The organism is Fusibacter sp. A1 (genome assembly GCF_004125825.1).
Lineage (GTDB): Bacteria > Bacillota > Clostridia > Peptostreptococcales > Acidaminobacteraceae > QQWI01.
In genome coordinates this window covers 100,026-122,406 of record NZ_QQWI01000001.1, presented here as the reverse complement: position 1 = coordinate 122,406, position 22,381 = coordinate 100,026, and the positions used below count along the sequence as shown (strand labels likewise).

Annotated in this window: 18 protein-coding genes; 13 read left to right on the top strand and 5 right to left on the bottom strand. The window is 43.6% G+C overall.

The window, feature by feature from the left end; translation table 11 throughout:
• Positions 1-152 precede the first annotated feature (152 nt).
• The 4 genes from DWB64_RS00520 to DWB64_RS00505 all read left to right on the top strand — a co-directional run bounded on the left by DWB64_RS00520 (position 153) and on the right by DWB64_RS00505 (position 5,901).
• Positions 153-2,270 (top strand): hypothetical protein, encoded by a 2,118-nt coding sequence (locus DWB64_RS00520; protein ID WP_129486218.1) that lies wholly within the window; start codon positions 153-155, stop codon positions 2,268-2,270.
• A 240-nt stretch (positions 2,271-2,510) separates the two neighbouring features.
• Positions 2,511-3,980 carry a methyl-accepting chemotaxis protein gene (locus DWB64_RS00515; RefSeq protein WP_129486217.1) on the top strand — a complete coding sequence of 490 codons (1,470 nt, stop codon included), beginning with the start codon at positions 2,511-2,513 and terminating at the stop codon, positions 3,978-3,980.
• Between the two features lie 200 nt (positions 3,981-4,180).
• Positions 4,181-5,521, top strand: coding sequence for a putative Na+/H+ antiporter (locus DWB64_RS00510; protein WP_129486216.1), 1,341 nt, complete (start codon positions 4,181-4,183; stop codon positions 5,519-5,521).
• Positions 5,488-5,901 carry a putative Na+/H+ antiporter gene (locus tag DWB64_RS00505; protein WP_243118929.1) on the top strand — a complete coding sequence of 138 codons (414 nt, stop codon included), beginning with the start codon at positions 5,488-5,490 and terminating at the stop codon, positions 5,899-5,901. The genes DWB64_RS00510 and DWB64_RS00505 overlap by 34 nt, the downstream gene beginning before the upstream one ends.
• A 72-nt stretch (positions 5,902-5,973) precedes the next feature.
• Here the strand turns inward: DWB64_RS00505 and DWB64_RS00500 are convergent, their stop codons facing one another.
• Both DWB64_RS00500 and DWB64_RS00495 read right to left on the bottom strand, forming a co-directional pair.
• Positions 5,974-6,990: a GGDEF domain-containing protein gene (locus DWB64_RS00500; RefSeq protein WP_129486214.1), complete on the bottom strand. Its 1,017-nt coding sequence runs from the start codon at positions 6,988-6,990 to the stop codon at positions 5,974-5,976.
• Between the two features lie 47 nt (positions 6,991-7,037).
• Positions 7,038-8,186, bottom strand: a complete 1,149-nt coding sequence (locus DWB64_RS00495; protein WP_129486213.1) for a phosphatidylserine/phosphatidylglycerophosphate/cardiolipin synthase family protein — start codon at positions 8,184-8,186, stop codon at positions 7,038-7,040.
• Positions 8,187-8,350: 164 nt separating this feature from the next.
• Here DWB64_RS00495 and DWB64_RS00490 point away from each other — a divergent pair, with 164 nt between their 5' ends.
• Together DWB64_RS00490 and DWB64_RS00485 are read left to right on the top strand one after the other, a co-directional pair.
• Complete coding sequence (locus DWB64_RS00490; RefSeq protein WP_129486212.1) at positions 8,351-9,172, top strand: 4Fe-4S binding protein; 822 nt, start codon at positions 8,351-8,353, stop codon at positions 9,170-9,172.
• Positions 9,173-9,176: 4 nt separating this feature from the next.
• On the top strand, positions 9,177-9,893 hold the full coding sequence (locus DWB64_RS00485) for a hypothetical protein (protein ID WP_129486211.1): 717 nt from the start codon (positions 9,177-9,179) through the stop codon (positions 9,891-9,893).
• A gap of 55 nt (positions 9,894-9,948) precedes the next feature.
• Here the strand turns inward: DWB64_RS00485 and DWB64_RS00480 are convergent, their stop codons facing one another.
• The gene (locus tag DWB64_RS00480; RefSeq protein WP_129486210.1) at positions 9,949-11,307 is read right to left on the bottom strand and encodes a HAMP domain-containing sensor histidine kinase; all 1,359 of its coding nucleotides are present in this window, start codon (positions 11,305-11,307) and stop codon (positions 9,949-9,951) included.
• Positions 11,304-11,981, bottom strand: coding sequence for a response regulator transcription factor (locus DWB64_RS00475; RefSeq protein WP_129486209.1), 678 nt, complete (start codon positions 11,979-11,981; stop codon positions 11,304-11,306). The genes DWB64_RS00480 and DWB64_RS00475 overlap by 4 nt, the downstream gene beginning before the upstream one ends.
• A gap of 233 nt (positions 11,982-12,214) precedes the next feature.
• Between DWB64_RS00475 and DWB64_RS00470 the strand changes: the two genes are divergently transcribed.
• From DWB64_RS00470 to DWB64_RS00455, 4 genes are all read left to right on the top strand, one after another.
• Positions 12,215-12,643 (top strand): hypothetical protein, encoded by a 429-nt coding sequence (locus DWB64_RS00470; protein ID WP_129486208.1) that lies wholly within the window; start codon positions 12,215-12,217, stop codon positions 12,641-12,643.
• A 125-nt stretch (positions 12,644-12,768) separates the two neighbouring features.
• Positions 12,769-13,689 carry a homoserine O-succinyltransferase gene (gene metA, locus DWB64_RS00465; RefSeq protein ID WP_129486207.1) on the top strand — a complete coding sequence of 307 codons (921 nt, stop codon included), beginning with the start codon at positions 12,769-12,771 and terminating at the stop codon, positions 13,687-13,689.
• Between the two features lie 132 nt (positions 13,690-13,821).
• Positions 13,822-16,497, top strand: a complete 2,676-nt coding sequence (locus DWB64_RS00460) for a DEAD/DEAH box helicase (protein ID WP_243118928.1) — start codon at positions 13,822-13,824, stop codon at positions 16,495-16,497.
• Positions 16,497-17,216, top strand: coding sequence for an SWIM zinc finger family protein (locus tag DWB64_RS00455; protein WP_129486206.1), 720 nt, complete (start codon positions 16,497-16,499; stop codon positions 17,214-17,216). The genes DWB64_RS00460 and DWB64_RS00455 overlap by 1 nt, the downstream gene beginning before the upstream one ends.
• Before the next feature lie 65 nt (positions 17,217-17,281).
• Here the strand turns inward: DWB64_RS00455 and DWB64_RS00450 are convergent, their stop codons facing one another.
• Complete coding sequence (locus DWB64_RS00450; protein WP_129486205.1) at positions 17,282-18,463, bottom strand: dicarboxylate/amino acid:cation symporter; 1,182 nt, start codon at positions 18,461-18,463, stop codon at positions 17,282-17,284.
• 216 nt (positions 18,464-18,679) lie between these two features.
• On the opposite strand from DWB64_RS00450, the gene DWB64_RS00445 reads away from it, so the two are divergent.
• The 3 genes from DWB64_RS00445 (at position 18,680) to DWB64_RS00435 (ending at position 22,361) form a co-directional block, all read left to right on the top strand.
• Positions 18,680-21,025, top strand: coding sequence for an ATP-binding protein (locus tag DWB64_RS00445; protein WP_164980143.1), 2,346 nt, complete (start codon positions 18,680-18,682; stop codon positions 21,023-21,025).
• Positions 21,026-21,142: 117 nt separating this feature from the next.
• Positions 21,143-21,616, top strand: coding sequence for a VanZ family protein (locus DWB64_RS00440; RefSeq protein WP_129486203.1), 474 nt, complete (start codon positions 21,143-21,145; stop codon positions 21,614-21,616).
• The gene (locus DWB64_RS00435) at positions 21,603-22,361 is read left to right on the top strand and encodes a hypothetical protein (RefSeq protein ID WP_129486202.1); all 759 of its coding nucleotides are present in this window, start codon (positions 21,603-21,605) and stop codon (positions 22,359-22,361) included. The genes DWB64_RS00440 and DWB64_RS00435 overlap by 14 nt, the downstream gene beginning before the upstream one ends.
• Positions 22,362-22,381: the final 20 nt, after the last annotated feature.

The window sequence follows — 22,381 nt, the reverse complement described above, 5'->3', positions numbered from 1 at the left end:
TTTGATGACAAAACGAGACAGAGCGGGCATGCGAAACCTATCATGCCCGTTCTTTTTTTTCGCTTTTGGAATGAAACTGAGGAATATAATCATGCTAATTAGGGTAAAAGTAGAAAAACGTGGGTATTTGACGAATTAGGGAGCTGGTATTTATGAATAATGAGTCAAATAAGAGAAATTCTTTTTTTAGGTTTTTACTGAAAAGTATGATTACCTTAGTTTTTCTTGAAGTAATCGTATTCAATTTTAATGCGTATTCGGTGCTTTTTACGGATGCCAAAGAAGAAGACCTTCTGCTGGACCGTGCAGTTCTCACTAATGCATTTGTTTTGGAGAACGGCTCAATAATGAACCAGGCTTCGGGTGAAGTAACGGTTGAATTTCTTGATGTGGATAGGCCGGTCAAAACACTGTTTATCGGTGTGGATACGATCAATATGAAAATTCTGAATACGGTCCAAATTCATTATTCGGATGAAACGACTGTCAACTACCGTACCGGAAATGTAACAATGACAATCATTAGGGGCGATGAAAGAAGCCAGATCATCCCATGTCACTTTTCGGGAGATGTTGGTAAGTTGAAATTGATTTTCAACCTAAGACAGGATGAAAGATTATTGTTAAATCAGCTGATTATCAATAGACCGATACCATTTCATTTCTCACTGCTAAGGATTTTGGTAGGGCTAAGCGTTTTGCTTCTTTACCATGCTTCAGTGCGTTCTAACATTCTTAAGAGATCTGTAGAAAAAAATAAGCTACTTAGCTACCGTATCGCCGATTACATAACTATTTTTATGATTATCCTCGCATTTTTTATTACTGAAGGGTATAACAGTAGAAGTGATAGTTCCTTAATAGAGGATTTCAGGTCAACATCAGGCAATCAGATCACTCAAGAACTTGTGGATGCCTTTGAAGCAGGCCAGTTCGAGTTGCTACAGAAACCATCTGATGAACTGCTTGCACTTGAAAATCCGTATGATTGGGGACAAAGGAATAATGCAAAAGTGAACTTTTTATGGGATCACGGGCTTTATGACGGAAGCTATTACTCCTATTTTGGCATCGCACCTGTCGTGCTTGTGTTCATGCCTTATCATCTTCTGACAGGCTTCTATTTTCCATCGAATTGGTTCGTATTCATTTTTAGTGCTATCGGGATACTTTATTTATCGAAGATCTACATGTTTGTTTTAAGCAAGTGGTTTTGGCGTCTTAGAACCAATATGGCAATGATGGGCCTGTTGGTATTGCAGGCGTCTTCTGGCATATGGTTTAGTGTTGCCAGACCACTAATCTATGAAATCTCGATCGCTTCGGGATTCGCCTTCTTAACGATGGGGATCTATTATTTTCTGGCATCCAACGTCCTGTCCAAAGGGAGGATATCAGCACTTCGCGTTTTTATTGCTACGACTATGTTATCCCTTGCAGTTCTATCAAGACCGACACTTGCACTTTACTGCATCGCGACACTTCCTGCATTGTATATGGGGCTTTCTAAACTGATAAAAGAGCAAGAAAAATCCGGTAAAAGCAGAATCCCTTCAGTGCTTGGCTACGTAGCTGCAAGCCTGTTGCCGTATATGTTTTTTGGTGGATTTCAGATGTTTTATAATTACACAAGATTTGATTCCATTTTTGAGTTCGGTGTCAACTACTACTTAACGGTTAACGACTTAACCAATATGGAGTTCCACATTCAACAAATGTCAGTCAATCTATTCAATTACTTGCTTGCCATGCCCAGCTTATTGCCAAAGTTTCCATTTGTATTTTCAAGTTTTCAGCGGCTCAATCTTAACGGATACAATTATGTTGATAATATGCAATTGAACGCAATCTCCATCGGGATTCTTTTTAGAGGGCTTCCCATGTTTGCTTATGCCTTTTCTAGAAAAGCATATCAGAAGATTGCCCATAAGCAGAGGAGAAAAGCGCTCGTTTCGGTAGGTTTGTTTTCAGTGGTCGCTCCGATTGCGATCATCGTAACACTTTGGAAATTCGGATATGCGATTCGCTATAATGCCGATTTTTCATGGCAGTTGGTGCTGGGTGCACTTGCCATTATTTTTACTCTATATATTCATTCGAAGAACAAGGGCGTGAATCATATCGTGACATGGGTGTTTGCAGTGAGTGTGATGCTGAGTTTGCTTATAAACTTTTCACAGGTGTATTCTTTTATTCATCCTCAGTGGCTGTCAGAGGAGCTGAGTGGGCACCTCTATACGATGGAGCGTCTATTCGAATTCTGGAGGTGAACGTATGAAGGTTCCTTATTTGTGAATGTCGTGCTGTGAAGGAAGAAGTAGAGACCCAAGTTCATCATTTTGGAGGAGTTGAAGGGATGATGATGGGGGTAAGCTTTGTAAAAGAAATATTACATTAGCTCAGTGAATGGTAGAAGAAAGGCGAATCCTTTGTGAAGAATTAACAGGTGACAGAACGGATTGTTATGATAAACTGTAATCAATGGAAATATTGTTTACCGGAGGCGTAAAATGATAAAACCAACAAAGCAACAGGCGGCAAATTTAGGTCTTATTTGGTTATTCATTGTTATCTTGACTAGTGTCGCATTTTTAAACGGTGGAGTTGAATATGGTATAAGTATTCTAAAAGTCACCCTAGGCACAGGTATCGTTTCATCGATTCTCTTCGCTCTACCGATACCAAATCGAGTGAAAGAGGTCTTGTTGGTTTCGATTCCCTTTGTCGCTGCGATAGGTGTTTCAATCGTGAATGATGGAATACCGAGAATGTTTAACGCTTACATACTGGCAAACATCATGATGGCCCTTTATTTTAGAGTAAAAGATACAGTTATTTTTGGTATACTGACCTCGATAGCACTCCTGGTCATCTATCTGATCAATCCAACTGGACTTTTAGGAGACGATATCCGATTAGGTGAGTTCGTCGCCTATCTTGGAACCTATATTTCATCGATTATCGTGTTGATTCTGTTGACCTATTGGGGCCAGCAGACACTTTCGAAGGCTGAAGCTTCACAACTCGAAAGCAAAGGGAATCATGAGAAGTTAAGTGACACTTTTAGTAAGATTAAAGTACTTTCAAGTGATTTGGAAGAAAAGACAGGGACAGGCGTCACATCGATCCAGCAGTCGCTTGAAAGTTCAGCGTCAATCTCTGAAGCGATGAATGAACTGACCTTAAGTGCTCATGACGCATCTAAGCAAACCATAGCGATCAGTGAGACGATGACCCAATCGACTCCTGTGATTAAAGGCGCGCATGACTCCATTAAGGAGATTGAAATCAGTTTTAATGCCACAAAAGAATATGTCAGCTCAAGCGACGATACCATCCTTCATCTAGACCAGCAGATGGCTGTGATCACCGATGCGATTACAAACGCTTATGATACGACATCTGAACTGGGAAGAAGAATGAATGAGATCATGGAGTTCCTCAATGGAATTTCTGCAATCGCCGAGCAAACCAGCCTGCTTGCACTGAACGCTTCTATCGAAGCCGCGCGTGCAGGAGAGCATGGACGAGGTTTTGCGGTAGTTGCCGATGAGGTGAGAAAACTATCTGATGAAAGTTCTAAGTTCGCCGGTGACATCAGGCTTAGCGTAAACTCGCTTGACCAATCTTCGAAGCATGCGATCGAGAGTATCACAAAGGGTCAGGAAGCGATAAGACTAGGGCAGTCACAGATGCAAATACTCAGAGACGTCTTTATCAAGATGAGTGAGAGTTTTAGTGTCGTAGACGGTAAACTGATATCACAATACGAGTCCTTGGACCATATCTTTGAGACGTTCAACTCCGTTGAAAGCAATCTGACTTCGATCGCCGCAATTCTAGAGGAAAATGTCGCGACTTTTGAAAATGTAAATCAACAGACACATATTCAGCTCAATCAAAGTAATGAAATCAACAGGGATATAGAAGGCATCAAATCGATCAATGAAACTTTATTGGAGCTTGTAAATCTTTCATAGTCTGATCACCTAAAGAGGATAAGCTCCGCTCTGTGGTTGGAACACCTTTAGTTGACCAGTCCCAATCATATACCATATGGAACCAGCAGTTACGTTTAAGATTACGTACCTGCTGGTTTTTATTTTTATTGACGTTAATCCGTTAATTTAGGGTAACAATGAAGCAGATATTCGATAAATGAAGGTTTGGAGGTATTGTCTTGTTAAACTTAGTTATGATACTTACTAAAATTCCAGTACCCATAGATGCATATGACGATGCGAACCTTTCGGGCATACTTGAGATGCTCGCCCATCGAATAGAACTAGAGCCCTTCAATCTTTTTGCGACGGTCGTGTTTATCTTGGCGATCCTTCATTCCTTTTCTACAAGCTGGTTTAACAAAAAGGCGGAACATTACCACCACCTGTTTGAAGAAAAAAAAATCAAGGGACTTGTGGATCCCATGGCCACCTCCATGATGGCCGGACTGCTCCACTTTTGTGGAGAAATTGAAGCTGTTTTTGGCATATGGACCATTGTACTTGGTATAGGAACTACTTTTTATTATGACTGGCACACATTTGTGGAATACGTGAGCAGTGCCCGCTATGTCGAACCTCTCCTGATTATTGTGATCATGACCATGGCATCCAGCAGACCGATTTTGAAACTGTTCGAGTTGATTTTGTGGAGGGTCGTCAAGCTATTTGGCGGTTCGCTTGAAGCATGGTGGTTTACAATACTGACGCTTGGTCCGTTACTTGGTTCTTTCATCACCGAGCCCGCTGCCATGGTTGTTACGGCAATGCTGCTGTCTGAAAAGTTCTTTGTCTTGAATCCATCTAAAAAGATCAAATATGGAATGCTCTCTCTGCTACTTGTCAATATTTCCATAGGGGGAACGCTCTCCAACTTCGCTTCACCGCCGATTCTGATGGTCGCAGGAGCATGGGATTGGAGCAATGCCTTCATGCTCTTGAACTTCGGTTGGAAAGCGATTCTAGCGATCACGCTCAACAATGTCTTCTTCTTTTTCCTGTTTAAAAAAGAGCTTCTGGGCTTGAAAACGTCATTTGAGACCAACCAGTATCAGAAGTATATACAACGAAAGTTCATCAGCAAGAAAAAACTTGAGACGATATTTGACTCTGAAGAACACAAAATTGATGAAAGCCTTGGTTTTACCGACAGGTTTTTACAGGTAAGTGCGGATATCAAAGAAAAAATCAAGTCCGAAGCCATGGACGTGTTAAGCGACGAGGAACTGATTAGATATAATATTTCACATACGCTCGACCAACGTTTTGAAAATATCAAATTGGACGAAATGAAACGAACGATTCCTGGACTTCTCCCCAACGAGCAGCGGCCCCTGTATAGGGACCCCAACTGGAACAGTAGGGATGACAAGGTGCCTTACTGGATTATGGCGATGCATATCTTCTTTATGTTATGCACCCTTGAAACGCACACGAACCCATTCTCTTTATCGCTGGATTTCTCTTTTATCTCGGATTTTTCCAAGTGTCTGCATTTTATCAGAACAGGATGGATCTAAAGCCTGCCCTCATGGTAGCATTTTTCCTTTCAGGACTTGTCGTTCACGGCGGACTGCAGGGATGGTGGATTCAGCCGGTGCTGAGCAATCTCAGCGAAGGTCCCTTGCATGTGGTAGCGATTGTTCTGACCTCGTTCAACGACAATGCTTCAATCACCTACCTAAGCAGTCTTGTGCCATCACTGACTGACTCGATGAAATACGCTGTGGTTGCAGGAGCAGTGACAGGAGGCGGATTGACGCTTATTGCGAATTCACCGAATCCTATCGCCCAATCACTTTTGAAACATCATTTCAAAAATGGGATATCCGCAGCTTGGCTTGTTCTTTACGCACTACCGCTTACGGTAATCGCATCGCTGTGTTTTATGTTGTTTTAGGGCCTAAAGTCTAAAAAAAGGAGTTATCGACTAAGTTATCGATGACTCCTTTTAAATGCGGAAAAATTATTTTCAGTTGGGTAGTTCAAGGATCAGTGTGATCGTATCTCTACCTTTTTGCTTTGACTGATACAGTAAGTTGTCCACCTTCGTGTAGAGTTCGTTTTCTGTGTATTTCTTATGAGCGATCAGGGCTCCTATGGACACGGAGATGGGTTCTGAGACCTTTGCTTGAATGGAGCGGTTGAAGCGCGAGTTCAGTGTTTTTAGTTTTGTGACCAATCCATCCACTTGCTCGATGTTGATGCTGCCTGTGACAGCGAACTCGTCGCCACCTAGTCTGAAGATCTTATCGGAACCTCTGAACGTGCTTCTAAGCCAAGTGCTGACATTGATCAGCACCTCGTCACCTGCTTGGTGGCCGAGGGTATCGTTAATGTTCTTAAAGTTGTCAAGATCGAAAAAAAGCATGAAGAAGGGTTCGTTAAGTCCAACGAGATTTGTCAGGTTATCGGCCCATGAAGACCGGTTAAGCACGGATGTCATAGGATCTGTTTCAATCAGATCAAGCATTTTTGAACGTGTGAGAACGATATTGATCAGAACATCGTTTACAATCATAAAGGATTTTACAAAATCAAGCACCTCGACATTCATAAACCGATTAGGGTAGAGCATGAAGATATGTTTGACCACTTGGCTGCTTTCTGCCAGTAAGTCGGAGGTCTCCACCGGATAGACGACGACAGTAAACTCAGGAATCACATTATCTGCGACAAAAAATCCATCATGACCTGTTAGTTCGTCCTTGTTGTCGATAATCTGCATGTATAAGTCGGATTGCTTGTCAAGATCGGTGATGACCTGGTGTTGATATAACATGACGCTATGCAGACAACCAGTGCATCCGATGATGATATCGTTGAGCACTTTCAGATCAATAGACTTATCAAAATGAACCATCTTGACCAACTCGAAACTTTGCTCCTTTTCAGATAACTTGCGCTCTAGATAGCGGTTTTTCTCAAGTACATCATCTTTCACACGTTCTGTGTTCATTTGATAGAGTTCATATTTTGAATTATCCATTCTCTGACTTCCCTTCTAACACTTCATACTCTTGTACAAGGTAGGACCTATAAAGCCTCAAAAACTTTTTCTAGCCGGCACCTGGTTTTATTGTATTCGATGGATCTCCACGAGCCAATCGGAGTAGAATCCTTCTCGATGTTCATGATGTTTTCTTTTAGTGCGGATAACATTCCAAACGACTTAGGATAAAAACCGATATTGGTTTCTTGAAGTAAATTCATGGCCTGCCTGTTGAGGTTTAAGGAGCCGAACGTAAGATAGCTGTTATCAATCAGGATCAGCTTGCCATGAATCATGTTTTTGCATAGATAGACGTCGATGCGGTTTTCGGTCGATCTCATGAGTTGCTTCAAATAGTACCGGTTCAGATCATTTTGCAGGTTTGCTGCTTCTGGAATGTAAAGTCTGATTTTGATACCTTGCTGAGAAAGGTGCGTCAGCGCATTCAGAATATCCTGGTCACCGATATAGGCCATGACGATGTCAATACTGGTTTTGGCCTGATTCAATCGGTCCAACAAGCTTGTTTTCGCATTGAAGAGGGACTTGCCCTCGTGATTGACATTGACGATGAAGTCGATGTCTGAGTTCTCACTATCCGAGAGGCTTCGATTCACATCACCACCGTTTTGAAGCGATTGATAGAACTGTTCCACTTTAGCCCTACTACTGAATGCCACCATATAGTCATAATATTTTCTTCCGCATAAATCGTGTTTCCACTCTTTGTACTCAATGTTCATTCCGCTGATAATCAGAAGACTGCCATCTATCACCATGTATTTTGAATGGTTTTTCTGTAGCGTTGAAGCGAGGATCGTGATCATGTCATGATCACTCATCGCTTTTGATAGCGCTGAAACCTTCTGTTTAAAGCCTGACGGTTTTCCCTTTACCGGATAGCCGTGATTAAGGAGCCATGCGCCAAACTTTAGCTTCATGGGGATCGAATGGTGAAAAAAGGATTGTTTGCTTTCTTCAGCGTATTCGAAGATGCTTCCCATCATATCGACTGAAACGACAATACGTACACCGCGGTCTGCAGCCCTAAGCAGAGCTCTTGCAATAAGATTTCCAAGTTCGTCGTTGCGCCAGATAAACATCTGAATTTCGATGGTGCTTTTCGCCTGATCGATCGAATCGATAAGATAAGAAAAAGCGGTCTGTCCATCGGTAAAAAACTTATCGTCCATGATGAGTCCTCACTCCTAAGATATCCGATTGCATTAATTGATATCTAAATTGTAACATAAGAAGACCCTCTGATGTGAGTGCTGCGAACAAAAGTGCGGATATTCACGCAGCTGCCACTCAATTGTCACATTGGCTTGCTATACTCGTCTTTAGGAGGTGACGTATGAAAATCAAAAATAAAGTAAGATTCTACGTTCAATTGTTTTTCTTTGTATTTATCGCACTCATTGTAGCAAATCATCAGTTGGAGGACATCGGTTTAAGCATTCCCTTGATTCCGACATTGTCCCTGCATGCCATATGTCCGTTTGGCGGTGTCGAAACACTTTACAGCCTGGTGACGTATAATCAGTATTTACCCAAATTACATGAGTCAACCATCATTTTATTTGGACTTGTCATGATCAGCAGTATTCTTTTCGGCCCTATGCTTTGCAGTTATCTGTGTCCACTTGGAAGTATCCAGGAATGGGTCGGCAAACTGGGTAAAAGATTATTCAAATCGAAGTACAATAATTTCATTCCGAGGAAACTGGATTATTGGATGCGCTACTTCAGGTATTTCAGTTTGGTGGCAGTCGTTTACCTAACCGCAAAATCCCTGACGCTCGTTTTTTTAGAAGTGGATCCATTCTACGCCTTGTTCAACTTCTATACAAGCGAAGTTGCAATCGGTTCGATACTTGTATTGATTGCGACACTGGGTTTATCGCTGTTTGTCGAAAGACCATGGTGCAAGTACGCTTGTCCTTACGGCGCGCTTCTTGGACTTACGAATTTGATACGAATCTTTCCTATCAGACGTAAGGAGGACTCCTGCACCAGCTGTAAGCTCTGTGACAGGAACTGTCCGATGAATATTGAAATTTCTACAAAATCAAGTATAAGGGATACAGGGTGCATCGCGTGTCATGATTGCCTGAGCGAAGTCAGCTGCCCGATAGAAAATACGGTAGTGATTGAGCAGTTTACCAAGAAGGGGTGAGTTTATGAAACGAACACTTAGCATATTGAGCGTGATGATCATTATTTTTGGCGGCGTCTGGCTTTCGGATGTTTTGGGAATCTGGTCTGCGGAGTCGGATAAGATACCGAAAAGCACTTTGACAGGTGAGTTCGACCCCGGTGACATCAGGGGAAGCTACACGTTTCTAGATATTGAGCAGGCTTTTGGAATAGCAAGTGCCGAACTTGCTCAAGCATTCGACATTGTGGCAGACCAGCCGCAGGAATTTCAGGTGAAGAGTCTTGAGACCCTTTATTCGTATCTTAATGAGGGTGAAGACGGCACAGAGATAGGGACGGCTTCTGTAAGGTATTTTGTACATCTTTACACAGGAATTGAAAGCGATCTTGTCGAAGAGACATGGTTGCCTAAGCCTGCACTTGACCTGCTTCTTGAAAAGTCGAAAATAGGATCTGACCATGTGGCCTTGTCATGGGGCGTCGAACTTTCAGAGGTTCCCATCGTTGAAACAGAGATTGTGGAAGAAGATCATCCTGAACCCTTTATCAAGGGTCCGACTACCGTTCAGGAACTGGTCAACAAAGGCATGTCGATCGATACCTTAGAAGAGCTGCTCGGAGTCGTTATCGAAAACAGGGCTGTCGTCATCAAAGATCTGTGTACTGAAAACGGTTTGAGTTTTTCAGAGGTGAAATTGAGAATCGAAGCGTATGCTGTGGATCATGGATTAATGGATTAATGAGTGAACAATAAAAGGGATGTACCTTGACATAAGATCTAGGTACATCCCGTTTTTATTTGATTGGAACAGCGACGGTGAACTCAACCCCTGTGTCTTGATTTCTTACTGTGATGGATCCCTTATGCGCTTCTACAATCCTCTTTGCGATTGCTAGTCCAAGTCCGCTGCCTGATTTCTTTTGGGCATTCTTAAAAAAGGGCAGGAATACCTGATCGATATCCACATCGGATATGGAAGGACCTTCGTTGAAGACAGTTACTTGTATTTGGTTCGATTGCTCACTAACACTAAGGCTGATCGCACCGCTGGCATGTTCGATCGCATTGATGCAGATGTTCTTTATCACCTGTTCGAATCGAGCCGGGTCGAGTGTGACAATATCGGTACACCGCTGAATGTGACTGGTCACGTCGAGTTCAAAGGAGTTGATCATCGTGGTGACTCTTGAGAACAGATCGCCGATATAGGCGTTGAACTCGACCGGCTCCGGTTTAACTGAAAAAGGATCTGTTTCAAGCTTTGAAAGTTCGAGCAGATTTTTTACCATGGTATCCAGCTGACTGATCTCATGATTAATCGCAAGATAGCAGGAATCGCGTTCCTCAACGGATTCATAGAGCTCGTCTTCCAGTAGGTTCACGTAACCGCCGATGATTGCAAGCGGGGTCTTGAGTTCGTGGGATACCTGGGCGACAAACTGCTTTCGCATGATGTCAAGCGTACGTTCTCTTTTTAAATCGTCCTTTAGGGAGTTGATGTTCTGAAGCAGTTCGTCATAGAGGCTGTGCAGCGCTCCTGAGAGGACACCTATCTCGTCCTCCTGAACACCGGTGTTGCTGCCGGTGTAATCATGACTCTGCATTCTTGTGGCGGTTTGGGTAAGTCTTTTGATCGGCTTTGTGATGAACTGCGATAGCAGCTGCGAAGCCACCAGCGACAAGAGAATACCCACCAGTACCAGGACTGCGAAAAATTGTGAAAAGATTTCAACGGCTGTATCTACGCTTGAACGGGGCACCTGGTAAACCAGCCAGTGGTCGGCGAGCTTTGTGGTGAAGATCTCGAATGTAACCCCGTACTTGTTGCTGAAGGTTCGATGGCTGATGCCATCCTGTTCTGTCGTCACGGTCACGTTGTTACTGTTTTGACCTTTACCGATCTGGACTGCGGCTTCAGGCATGTTTGTGATCTCATAGGCGCCTCCATAGGTGGATAGAAGGTCTTCAAGAAGAAGATCGAGATCGATTTCAGAGTTTGCGATATGCTCAAGATCGGTCGAGATATTGGAAATCCACGAGTTTTCGTAGTAGCTAGGCAGAAACTGATTGATGATGATCGCAAGTGCTAAGAAAAACAGCGTCATCAGACCTGCGATTACCAAAAATAATTTAGTGGTGATGGATTTTTTCATGGATGCACCTCTAGTCTGTACCCGTAACCCCTTACCGTCTCAATCAAGTCACTTGCGTGCTCCAGTTTTTGTCGTAGCCTTTTGATGTGCGTATCTACGGTTCTTGTGTCTCCGAAATAGTCGATCCCCCACACGAGATCCAGCAGCTTTTCGCGGGATAGTGCGATTCCTGGATTTTTTATGAAGGCATACATGAGGTCATATTCAAGGGGAGTCAGATCGAGTGGTCTTCCATCCAGCGAAACGACATGTTTTTGAGGATCGAAGCGGATAGGACCTAGCAGGATAGGGTCACTACCTTTGAGTGAACCGCTTCTTGCAAGTAACGCTCTAATTCTCGCCATCAGTTCTCTAGGACTAAAGGGTTTTGTGAGGTAGTCATCGGCACCGAGTTCGAATCCGAATAATTTGTCCTCTTCTTCGCTTCGAGAAGTGAGCATGATGACAGGCGTTTTATTGCTGCGCCGAATGTTCCTTAGTATTCTCCATCCGTCGGTGTCGGGCAACATCACATCCAAGATGATCACATCAAAAACATGTTCGTCTAGCAGCTTGCCTGCAGCTGTTCCGTCTTCAGCTTCAAAGTACGCGTAGCCCTCACTTTTTAGATAGGTTACTATGATTTTACGCAGATCCGGATCGTCTTCGATTGTAAGTATATTTATTGGTTTCATAAGTAATCCTCCATAGTAAATATATCATATTGAGGTAAGTTGATGATATAGTATACCATCTGACTGTGTCAATTTTGTGACGGCGGCAGACAGGTAGAAGAAGTTAATTCAATTATGTAAACAATTACAGATAAAGGTTTATCTATGAAATCTGCATTTTTGGGTTTGAAATCGTTCTTTTTGGGCATAAATTAAGTAAGTTTTACGTTGTATGAAAAAGAATCGAGGTTATTATGAATGCTCTCAGTTCGACATCATTTGATAGTCTTTACGCTATCAGAAAAGAATATAATGATCTTAGATATAATCAGTTAGCTTTTCCTGATGAGATTTATGATGGGGTCCCTTATTACAAGATAAGAGGGCTTAAGTCTAAGATGTCATCAATTGAATATAGCATTTATGCTTTACTTTATTGGGATCTGATAGCGCAACTTTATCGCCGTTATGAATATCTACTGATCGGCGACACAAAAACCGATTGGATCGCCCTTTTGCTTGAAGAAAAAGTGTTACATCTGGCATGGTTCAGTAAGCATACCTACTATTACACTCAGGATTTCAAGGCCTTTGTCATGGCGAACTTAACTGCTGATGAAGAAATCATCCATTATGTGAACACCGATAACCAACCTAGGCTTGCTACGTACTTGTTGCAATAAATGACAGCGGACCGATACGAAATGTATCGGTCTTTTTTGTGTGGTCTGATATAACAATTACATACTAATCCTTTACCAAGGTTGTATTGTATAATAAGTAAATCGTATAAACAGGGGGAATAGGCATGCCAGTAATAATTCCAGACAGGCTTCCGGCAGCTGCGGTGCTTAAACAGGAGAACATCTTCACAATGACCCGCGATAGGGCCATGCATCAGGATATCAGACCGCTTAGGATAGGGATTGTGAATTTGATGCCTACCAAAGAGGTCACAGAGACTCAGTTGCTACGTGTTCTTGGCAACTCACCGCTTCAAATCGAAATTGTTTTGATACAGCTGGATACCCATACGCCCAAAACAACCTCAGCGGCGCATCTTGAAAGGTTTTATAAATCCTTTTCTGAAGTGAGGCATGAGAATTTTGACGGAATCGTGATTACGGGTGCGCCGGTTGAAGTTTACGAGTATGAGAAGGTGACTTACTGGGATGAACTCTGCGAGATACTCGATTGGAGCAAGCACCATGGATTTGGAGTATTTCATATCTGTTGGGGAGCCCAAGCAGCCCTCTACCGTAACTACGGGATTGAGAAAAAAACACTGCCTAAAAAGTGTTTCGGGGTGTTCGAACATGAGAAACTGGTCGAGCATTCAAGACTGCTTCGAGGATTCGACGATTTCTTCTGGATACCTCAGTCAAGACACACGGAAATTACGCTTGAGGATGTGCAAAAGGTTGACTGTCTGAAGGTTCTAGCCTATTCTAAGGAATCCGGCGTGGGCCTGATCATCTCAAAGGACGGTAAGGAGGTTTATGCCACCGGACACTCGGAGTATGATGTGATGACGCTTGCAAACGAATACTTTAGGGATCTGAACAAGGGACTAACCCTTGATAAACCTGCCAACTATTTTAGGGACAACGATGATAGGAAAGAACCGATCGTAAGGTGGAGGGGGCATGGTCATCTATTGTTCTCCAATTGGTTGAACTATTATGTCTATCAGGAAACGCCATTCGATCTTTGCGAGGTGGACCTGTGATTTATGATTTATGATAGGCGATTTATCTATTTGTAAAAGGGCTTGGCCCTTTTTTTATTTTCGAATTATTGGATTTTGTAGTATAATGGTCAGATGGACTATTTTTTTTTGGAAAAGGGAGGGTGAACAGTTTTGACTTATAATGATAAGCCTATCAATAACCAGGTTTTGACTGTTTGTTTTTTTGAACACGGATTCAGACTGGACTTCAATGCGGTTTCCAATCTGAAACTAGATGATGACCAGGTGGATTTTGAACTGGATCTATACCATCGGTATTTGGAAAATCATGATAAAATGCTGTTCTTTTTCGGTTTTGATGAAGCACCGGAGTATTTATCCGAATCGATGAAGTTCTTATATAGTGTTTCACTACAGTTCTTGAAACGATTGGCACTAACAGCGGACCTCGAGTTCAAGCGGGAAAAAGTGATGGTATCACCGACGAAGGACGACATCTATTTCATTTTAGGTAGCGTTCCTTATGTGATCGGCATGGAATGTATCGACGAGAGGTGGATCCAATCCACCTACGAAAAGTTGTCAGCTGTCTTCTCGTCTGAAATTGCAGACTATGACGGTCCGATAGATGATTATCTGTCTTCTTACAACAGCAATCTGCATGTGATGGGGAGCGTGTTCTTTCACTTGGTCGAACAGGATTCGAATGCGTATCCTTTCGCATTTTTAGCGACGTACAGCAACGGGAACATGGCGAATGAGAAATCATCGCATATCCCTTTAAAGAGTGCGCTTACTGAATTTGAAGGTGAGAATGACAAATTGCTCAAACTGATGTCTTCTGTGACGCAGGCGTCTCAAAAAAGCGGCTTTATCGCAGAACTTGTAGAGAGCGGGGAGATTTTCAGTCCCTTGAGGTTCACAGCGGATGAGGCGTATACGTTCTTAACCGAAGTGGAACTCTATGAAACTTGCGGCATACTCTCAAGGATTCCGGACTGGTGGAAAACGAAAAAGAACGCCATATCCATCGACATCAAAGTAGGGGACAGTCAACCTTCTAAAGTTGGTTTGGAAGCGCTCCTTAGTTTTGAACCTTCACTTTACTTTGACGAAGAGATGCTCTCGGAAGAGACCCTTAAGTCGATGTTAAATGAAACTTCAGGACTTTCACTCATAAATGGCAAGTGGGTGGAAGTCAATCACGAACAGTTGTCGGCGACGCTTGCAGCCTATGAGAAAGCTAAAGCGCTATTTGAAAACGGCAAGTTTACGATGGCAGAGGCGATGAGGCTGCAGCTCAATATAGCTGATCTGCTCAATATAAAGAATAGGGATGTCAATGTAGGTATCTCTCATGGAGAGTGGTTGAAGCTTGTCACAAACAAGCTGAAAAACCCGGCGCTGATTGAACAGGTAGCACTCACAAGCGACTTCAAGGCCGTTCTACGTGAATATCAGGAACAGGGATTCAACTGGTTGAGGTACCTGAACCAGTTGGGATTTGGCGCATGTCTTGCGGATGACATGGGACTTGGAAAGACGGTTCAGGTAATCGCCCTCTTGGAATCGATAAGGATTACGTCTAAGGGCTGTTCCCTACTGATTATCCCAGCCTCACTTATGGGCAACTGGCAGCGTGAACTCGAACGATTCTCACCGGAGCTTAAGTTTGAGATGATCTACAATAAATTTAGCGAGTTCGACTTGTTAAAACCTGATCAGCCTGATCTATACATCACCACCTACGGCATGGTTGCAAGACTTCAACAGCTCAGTCTGAAGACGTGGGACCTGCTTGTGATCGACGAGGCCCAGGCAATAAAGAATCCAACGACCAAACAGACAAAAGCCGTCAAGGCAATCAGGGCTAAAGGCAGAATAGCCCTGACGGGTACTCCTATTGAAAATAGCTTATCCGATCTATGGTCGCTGTTCGATTTCTTGAATTCGGGACTGCTTGGAACCAGCAAGGAGTTTAAACAGTTCATCAGGCATTTACGGGAACATCATTCGGATTACTCCAAGCTTAAAGAGGTTGTGAATCCCTTTATCATGAGAAGGCTCAAAACCGATAAATCGGTCATCGCGGACCTTCCGGACAAGATAGAAATGAAAGCCTATACGACATTGTCAAAAAAACAAGTGGTGCTTTATCAAGCGCTTGTGAAAGAACTCACTGCTAAACTAGAGGCATCACAAGGCATCGGACGAAAAGGGCTTGTACTTTCGAGCATCATGAAGTTTAAGCAAATCTGCAATCACCCGGACCATTATCTCAGACTCAACGAATATGAGCTCAAGCATAGCGGAAAGTTTTTACGCCTGCAGGAAATCTGCGAGACCATCTATGAAAAAAGAGAGAGAGTACTTGTCTTCACTCAGTTTAGAGAGATGACAACTCCGATCGCCAACTTCCTTGAGACGATTTTCAAACGGAGCGGGCTGATCCTTCATGGCGGAACCCCTGTTAAAAAAAGAGCGGGACTTGTAGACGAATTTTGCGGCGAGGCCTATGTTCCCTTTATGGTATTGTCCCTGAAAGCGGGCGGTGTGGGGCTCAATCTCACGGCTGCCAATCATGTCATCCATTTCGACAGGTGGTGGAATCCGGCGGTTGAAAACCAGGCGACGGACAGGGCCTTCAGAATAGGTCAGAAAAAGAATGTGATGGTTCACAAGCTGATCACATCGGGTACGATTGAAGAAAAGATTGATTTAATGATAGAAGAGAAAAACAAGTTGGCGGGTGACATCATTGCCTCCACAGGCGAAAGCTGGATCACCGAAATGGACAATGATCAGCTGCTCAAGCTGTTTACTCTGCAACAGGTAGGTGATGTGTAATGCCATATGATTTTCAACCTGAATACGTTTCAGTCGCTAAAAGAAAAGCAATCGCCCTTGCTCAAATCGAGAGACTCAGAGAGACCTTGCCTGATATCTCTCCTGTTGTCGTCAAGGGTGAAGCGATCACCTATACTTGGTGGGGCAAAGCTTGGACCAAGAACCTAAAGAGTTACGGACAGTATAGGAACAGACTTCAACGGGGAAGTTTTTATGTCAGACACGGTTTTGTCATAGACCTTCAGATCGAATCGGGATTCGTATACGCGCTTGTTCAAGGAACAGAAAGCGAGCCTTACCGTGTTGCGATCAGCATCAAGGCGCTTTCAGAAAGCAAGTGGCGTTATATCTTCGAAAACTGCCAGCATCAGATTGAGAGCGTGGATGAGCTGTTAAAAGGGAATTTTCCTAAAAGCCTCGTATCTATGTTTGTTTTAAAAGAATCCGGACTTTTTCCCAGCCCTGAGGAGATACAGTTCAGCTGCACCTGCCCGGATAAGGCTGACATGTGCAAGCATATCGCAGCAGCCCTTTATGGAATCGGGGTAAGGTTCGACGAGGATGCGCTACTGTTCTTCAAGCTTAGGAACATAGAGTTCGAAAGTCTGATTAAAAAATCGATCGAAGACCAGATGCAGGTGATGTTAAGCAATGCCAAGAAAAAGACAAGCAGAATCATCGAGAATGTAGATGTCTACAAAATGTTCGATCTTGACTGAATAAACGAATAAAAGGCCTCAAAACGATAAGTTTCAATTACCGTTTTGAGGCCTTTTTATGCGTTCTAGGAAGCTTTATCCGATTGCATCAGATCCTTCTTATGGATGGTATCGATGATGATCGCGATCGCGCCGTCGCCTGTCACATTTGTCGCAGTACCGAAACTGTCCTGTGCGAAGTGAAGGGCTATCATCAGGCCTTGCTGCGCCGCTGTGAATCCAAGCATATTTTCAAGCAGGCCCAGTGCCGCCATGACACCTCCGCCAGGGATACCGGGAGCCGCTACCATTGTGATTCCAAGCATGAAGATGAATGGAAGCATCAAGGCGAATGTCGGTGTGACTCCAGAAAGGAGCATCACGGCCATAGAAGCCAGCACGAGTGTGATCGTGTCGCCTGCCAGATGGATTGTCGCACCAAGCGGGATGACAAAGTCGACAACGTCTTCTGAAATGTCATTTTTTCGTGCGCTTGTAAGAGTTACGGCGATAGTCGCTGCACTTGACTGAGTTCCAAGTGCCGTGACGTATGCAGGAAGCATGTTCCTGATGGCTTTAAGCGGGTGCTTGCCGCTGACCATCCAGGCGATTGCGTACTGGACTAAAATATAACTAAGTTGTAAAATTAATATTAACACGAATACAGAAGAGAAGGCTGCGATGGTGCTGAATATTTCTCCGGTTGCGGCAATCTTTGCGAAGATACCGGCGATGTGTAGGGGAATAAAGGGTATCAGTACTTTTTTTACAACACCTTCAATTATATGCTGGAAATCTTTCATTACCTGATAGAGTTTGTTATTATTAAGATGTGACATTCCAATACCGAGGACAAAGGCGAGCACAAGAGCCGTCATCACTCCCATGATCGTTCCCATCTCTATGGAGAAGAAGGGTGAGACATTGAGTGAGTTTCCCGCTTCGATCGCTCCGCTTTTTATCACAATCGGAAGAATCAGTTTTCCGATTAGGAAAGCCATGATACCTGCGCCTACTGCGGAAGAATAGGCGATGACCGCCGTCAATCCGAGCATCTTGCCCGCGTCTTTACCGAGTTCTGCTATACCCGGGGCGACAAAGCCGATGATGATGCATGGAATGATGAATTTTAGGAAGTTGCCGAAGATGCTGCTGAAAGTAGACATCAGACGGACAAGGAGTAGCATATCGACTGCCGCAGAGACAAGGCCGATGGCAATGCCTGCGAGGATACCGATTACCAGTTTGACTAATAAATTGTTTTTCATAGGGATTCCTTTCATGGTTAGTATAAGTGTCTGTACTGAGTATACACGTGTCTTTCATAAAAAAGCAATAATGTTTACAAAAATTCAATAGAATATTTTTAGCGATAGCGGCAAGCGTTCTGTTTTTTTAAACTATTTATCGGATTAAGCGTTCATATCGAGGGTATCAGTTTAGAAATAAGCTATAGATTACCTTTTGATGTTAGGGAGAGTATGATGAAACCAATTATCGATCGATTCAAAAAAAGTTTGAATTTAAAGTTGACGGCAGTCACCATTGTTTGTGTGCTTCTTGGACTGACCACACTGATCTATTTTACACAAAACAATGTAAGAAAGTTGACTGAACAGTCCCTGACTACGATGGAGAATGAGGTCAATGAGCTTGTTAAGGAATATTATGACAACTATATCGCAGAAATAGGCAACAACATCGAAGCGGATATGTCCGCCATCATGAAGGAGAACCAGATTCTTGCACAAATCGCTCAAACTACCTTTGACTATCAAGAGGAGTTTCTTGTACTGGCCGACTCGCTAGACAATCTCAGCTTCTTTAAAGACAAGATGGAGTATAACGGTGCATGGTACCAGAACTCGTCAGATGAGCCTACTACCGTTTTCGTGCCTGGTCTTCAGGTAGACGAGGAGGGCAATATGCTCGACGGGGTCGAACAGCTTGTCAGGCAGACGATGATTCTTGATATGGTGATGCCGGCTTTCGCAGAACATGGCGTGAACAAGCTGCAGGTCTATTACCAAGGTGCCGACACAGAAGGCATGTTCAGACTTGCGCCGTGGTCGAATATCGGAGAGAATATTTTTGACCTTTACCCTGAACTGAACGAGTTGCCTATCTGGGAGACTTTCAATCCTGGTCTTACTGAGGATTATTATGAGTTTGCGGCAAAGGTAAAAAGCGAAAAAGGATCGTTTTCGGAGCTTTCAAAAGCGTCATCACCAGTTCAGGACGGACTGACAGGTGAGATCGTATTGACTTTCGGAACTCCCCTTTGGAGCGATGAATACAAACGATTTGAAGGGTCCTTCGGTTATGATGTGCCGATCACAGATATTATCACCCGTATAGAGAAGATCAAGCTAAGTGACACGGGTTTCGCATTTTTAAGCCAGTCCAACGGCAATGTGTTCGCTATCAATGATGTGGGTGCACGAAGCTTGGGCATTAAAGGGATCGAGGAAGGCACGCAGGACGCGGAACTTGGATTCAACAGGCTTCAACGGTTTATCACTGACAGTACCTTTGAAAGTGTGAAGACCATTCCACTTAACGGTGACAAAACAGTATTCACAGAGATCGAGATCGATGATAAGAAATACGTGGTCATCACAAGACCGCTAAGGGCTTATCAGACGTGGAGCACCGACCTCGGATTCTTCGACGAGTACTGGACACTCGGATTCGCAGTACCTTATGATGAGGTTTTCAAGGTGTACGAAAATGTAGGGACTCAAATCAACGAGGACCTGAGACAATCGCTTGTGGACGAGTTTGTCATCTCGGCGCTGATCATCGCCATTGTGATTGTTTTAATCGTAATCATGAACTCAAGACTCACAAAGCGGCTCAATATTTTGGCGGCTTCAACAGAATCCATACTGGACCCTGACAGCAGCGCCAAACTCGAAGTGACCACCACCGATGAAATCGGAGTCCTTGCGGCTTCGTTCAACTCGATGAAGGACAATGTGCTGGAGGCTCACGCAGAAATAAAGCGCCTTCATGAACAGGAACGCAGCACGCTCGAAGAAAAAGTAATAATCAAGACAAAAGAACTCGAAAAAGTACTGTACGAGCTGAATGAGCGAGAGAAACTGGCCTCCTTGGGTAGTTTGGTTTCTGGAGTATCCCATGAGATCAACACACCGCTTGGAACAGCGATCACCGCAAACTCTTATCTAGAGGATGTCAACAACAAGTTCCATAAAAAACTTTCTGAGAATAAGGCTTCGAGAAAAGATTTTGACGCCTATGTGGAGAATATCGATCAAAGCACGAAGATCATAGGCCATAATCTAGACCGGGCGGCAAAGCTTGTCAAGAGCTTCAAGGAAATTGCCGTTCATCAGAGCATTGAAGACAGATCTGAGTTTGGCGTCTGTGAATATCTGAACATGATCATGGTGAGTCTGCAGCATGAGACGAAAAGGGAAAAACACCAGATCAATATCCGCTGCGACCAAGATGACCAGGTGCTTTCGTACCCTGGAGCAATCTCACAGATCGTCACCAACCTTGTGATGAACACCCTGACGCATGCGTATGCGCCTGGGACATCGGGTGAGATCAACCTGTCCTTTGAAAAACAAGGAAACACAGGAATACTAAAGTTTTCGGATGACGGAAAGGGAATCGATGCTGAGCATCTGTCCCGTATCTTTGAGCCTTTCTTTACGACCAATAGAAAGCAAGGCGGAAGCGGACTTGGATTAAACATTGTCTACAACATAGTGACCGGCCTGCTTAAAGGGAAGGTCACTTGTGACAGCGTGGTAGGAAAAGGTACGCTCTTCACCATCGAGTTTCCCATCAACGACTAAATAGCTTAATGCACAGCCCCTATCACAACTTGTGGTAGGGGATTTTTAATGTGGAATAATAAGGATACCCCTGTTATAATTGTTTTTGGTGACTTACCCTAAAAGATTGGACATACTATGACAAAAACTAAAATCAAAGATTATACAATGGCGCTGCTGTGGATGGCGACTATTTTTTATTTGTCTTCACAATCCGCACAGGATTCGGGTGAACTTAGCAGTGGTGTCATGAGATGGGTTGCCGCGCTGTTTGAGAAACTTTCTTTCGGCTCTTCTATCGGGTTTGATCAGCTACATGTGTTTATCCGAAAGACAGCTCATTTTAGCGCCTATGCGCTGCTTGGAATCCTGACGTCAAATGCGCTTGAACACGATATAAAAAAAACTAGAGTGCGGGTTGCTGCAGTACTTTTAGTGTGCTTGGCCTATGCGGTCAGCGATGAGGTCCATCAAAGCTTTGTACCAGGCAGAGGACCATCAGCCTATGATGTGATAATCGACTTTGTCGGCTCGTCAACAGGCATCATGATAAGAACCTATTGGTCACGATTTGTTAAATTAAAAGGAGCCTATTCAAATGAAAAAGCATAAACAGACGATCTTACTGGGAATAGCGCTGATAGGATTATCCATCCTTCTGCATGCCGTACATTATGTGGTCTTTAGAGATATGCACCATATCATGATTTTCCTAGTGGCGGATATCGCCTTCATACCGCTGGAGGTGTTCTTTGTATCCGTGGTGCTTGAGCGCATTATCGAAAAACGGGACGAGAGGATGATCACTAAAAAACTGAACATGCTCATCGGACTCTTTTATCAGGAAGTGGGCAACTACCTACTGACCCATCTTGTGGCGGCGGATAAGGGGCTTGGGGATGGCGCCATCAGCGCCAACATCGATTTCAAATGGAACGCTTCAAAATATGATGAACTCGCCTCGTGCATTCAGGCTCATAAATACAGTGTGAGTATGCCCCTGATCGATCTAAAGGGACTGGATCAAAAGCTGACTGTACATAAGGACATGATCGTAAATCTGATTACAAATCCGACAATACAAGAACACGGCGCGTTTTCAGAAGTGCTTATGAGTACCTTCCACTTGGCCGATGAACTTAAGCACAGACCTATAGATGAACTTGAGCAGGTGGATATCGACCATCTGAAAGTGGATATCGATAGGGTCTATAGGAGACTCGCTGAGGAATGGGTGTCTTATATGCTGCATCTGCAGGTAGAATATCCATACTTATTCTTAGCGGCTGTCAAAAACAATCCCTTTGACAATCGTGAAGCTTCGGTCAAAGAATCTGAAGCCCTGTTGACCTACTAAATAGCAAAAAAACACACGCT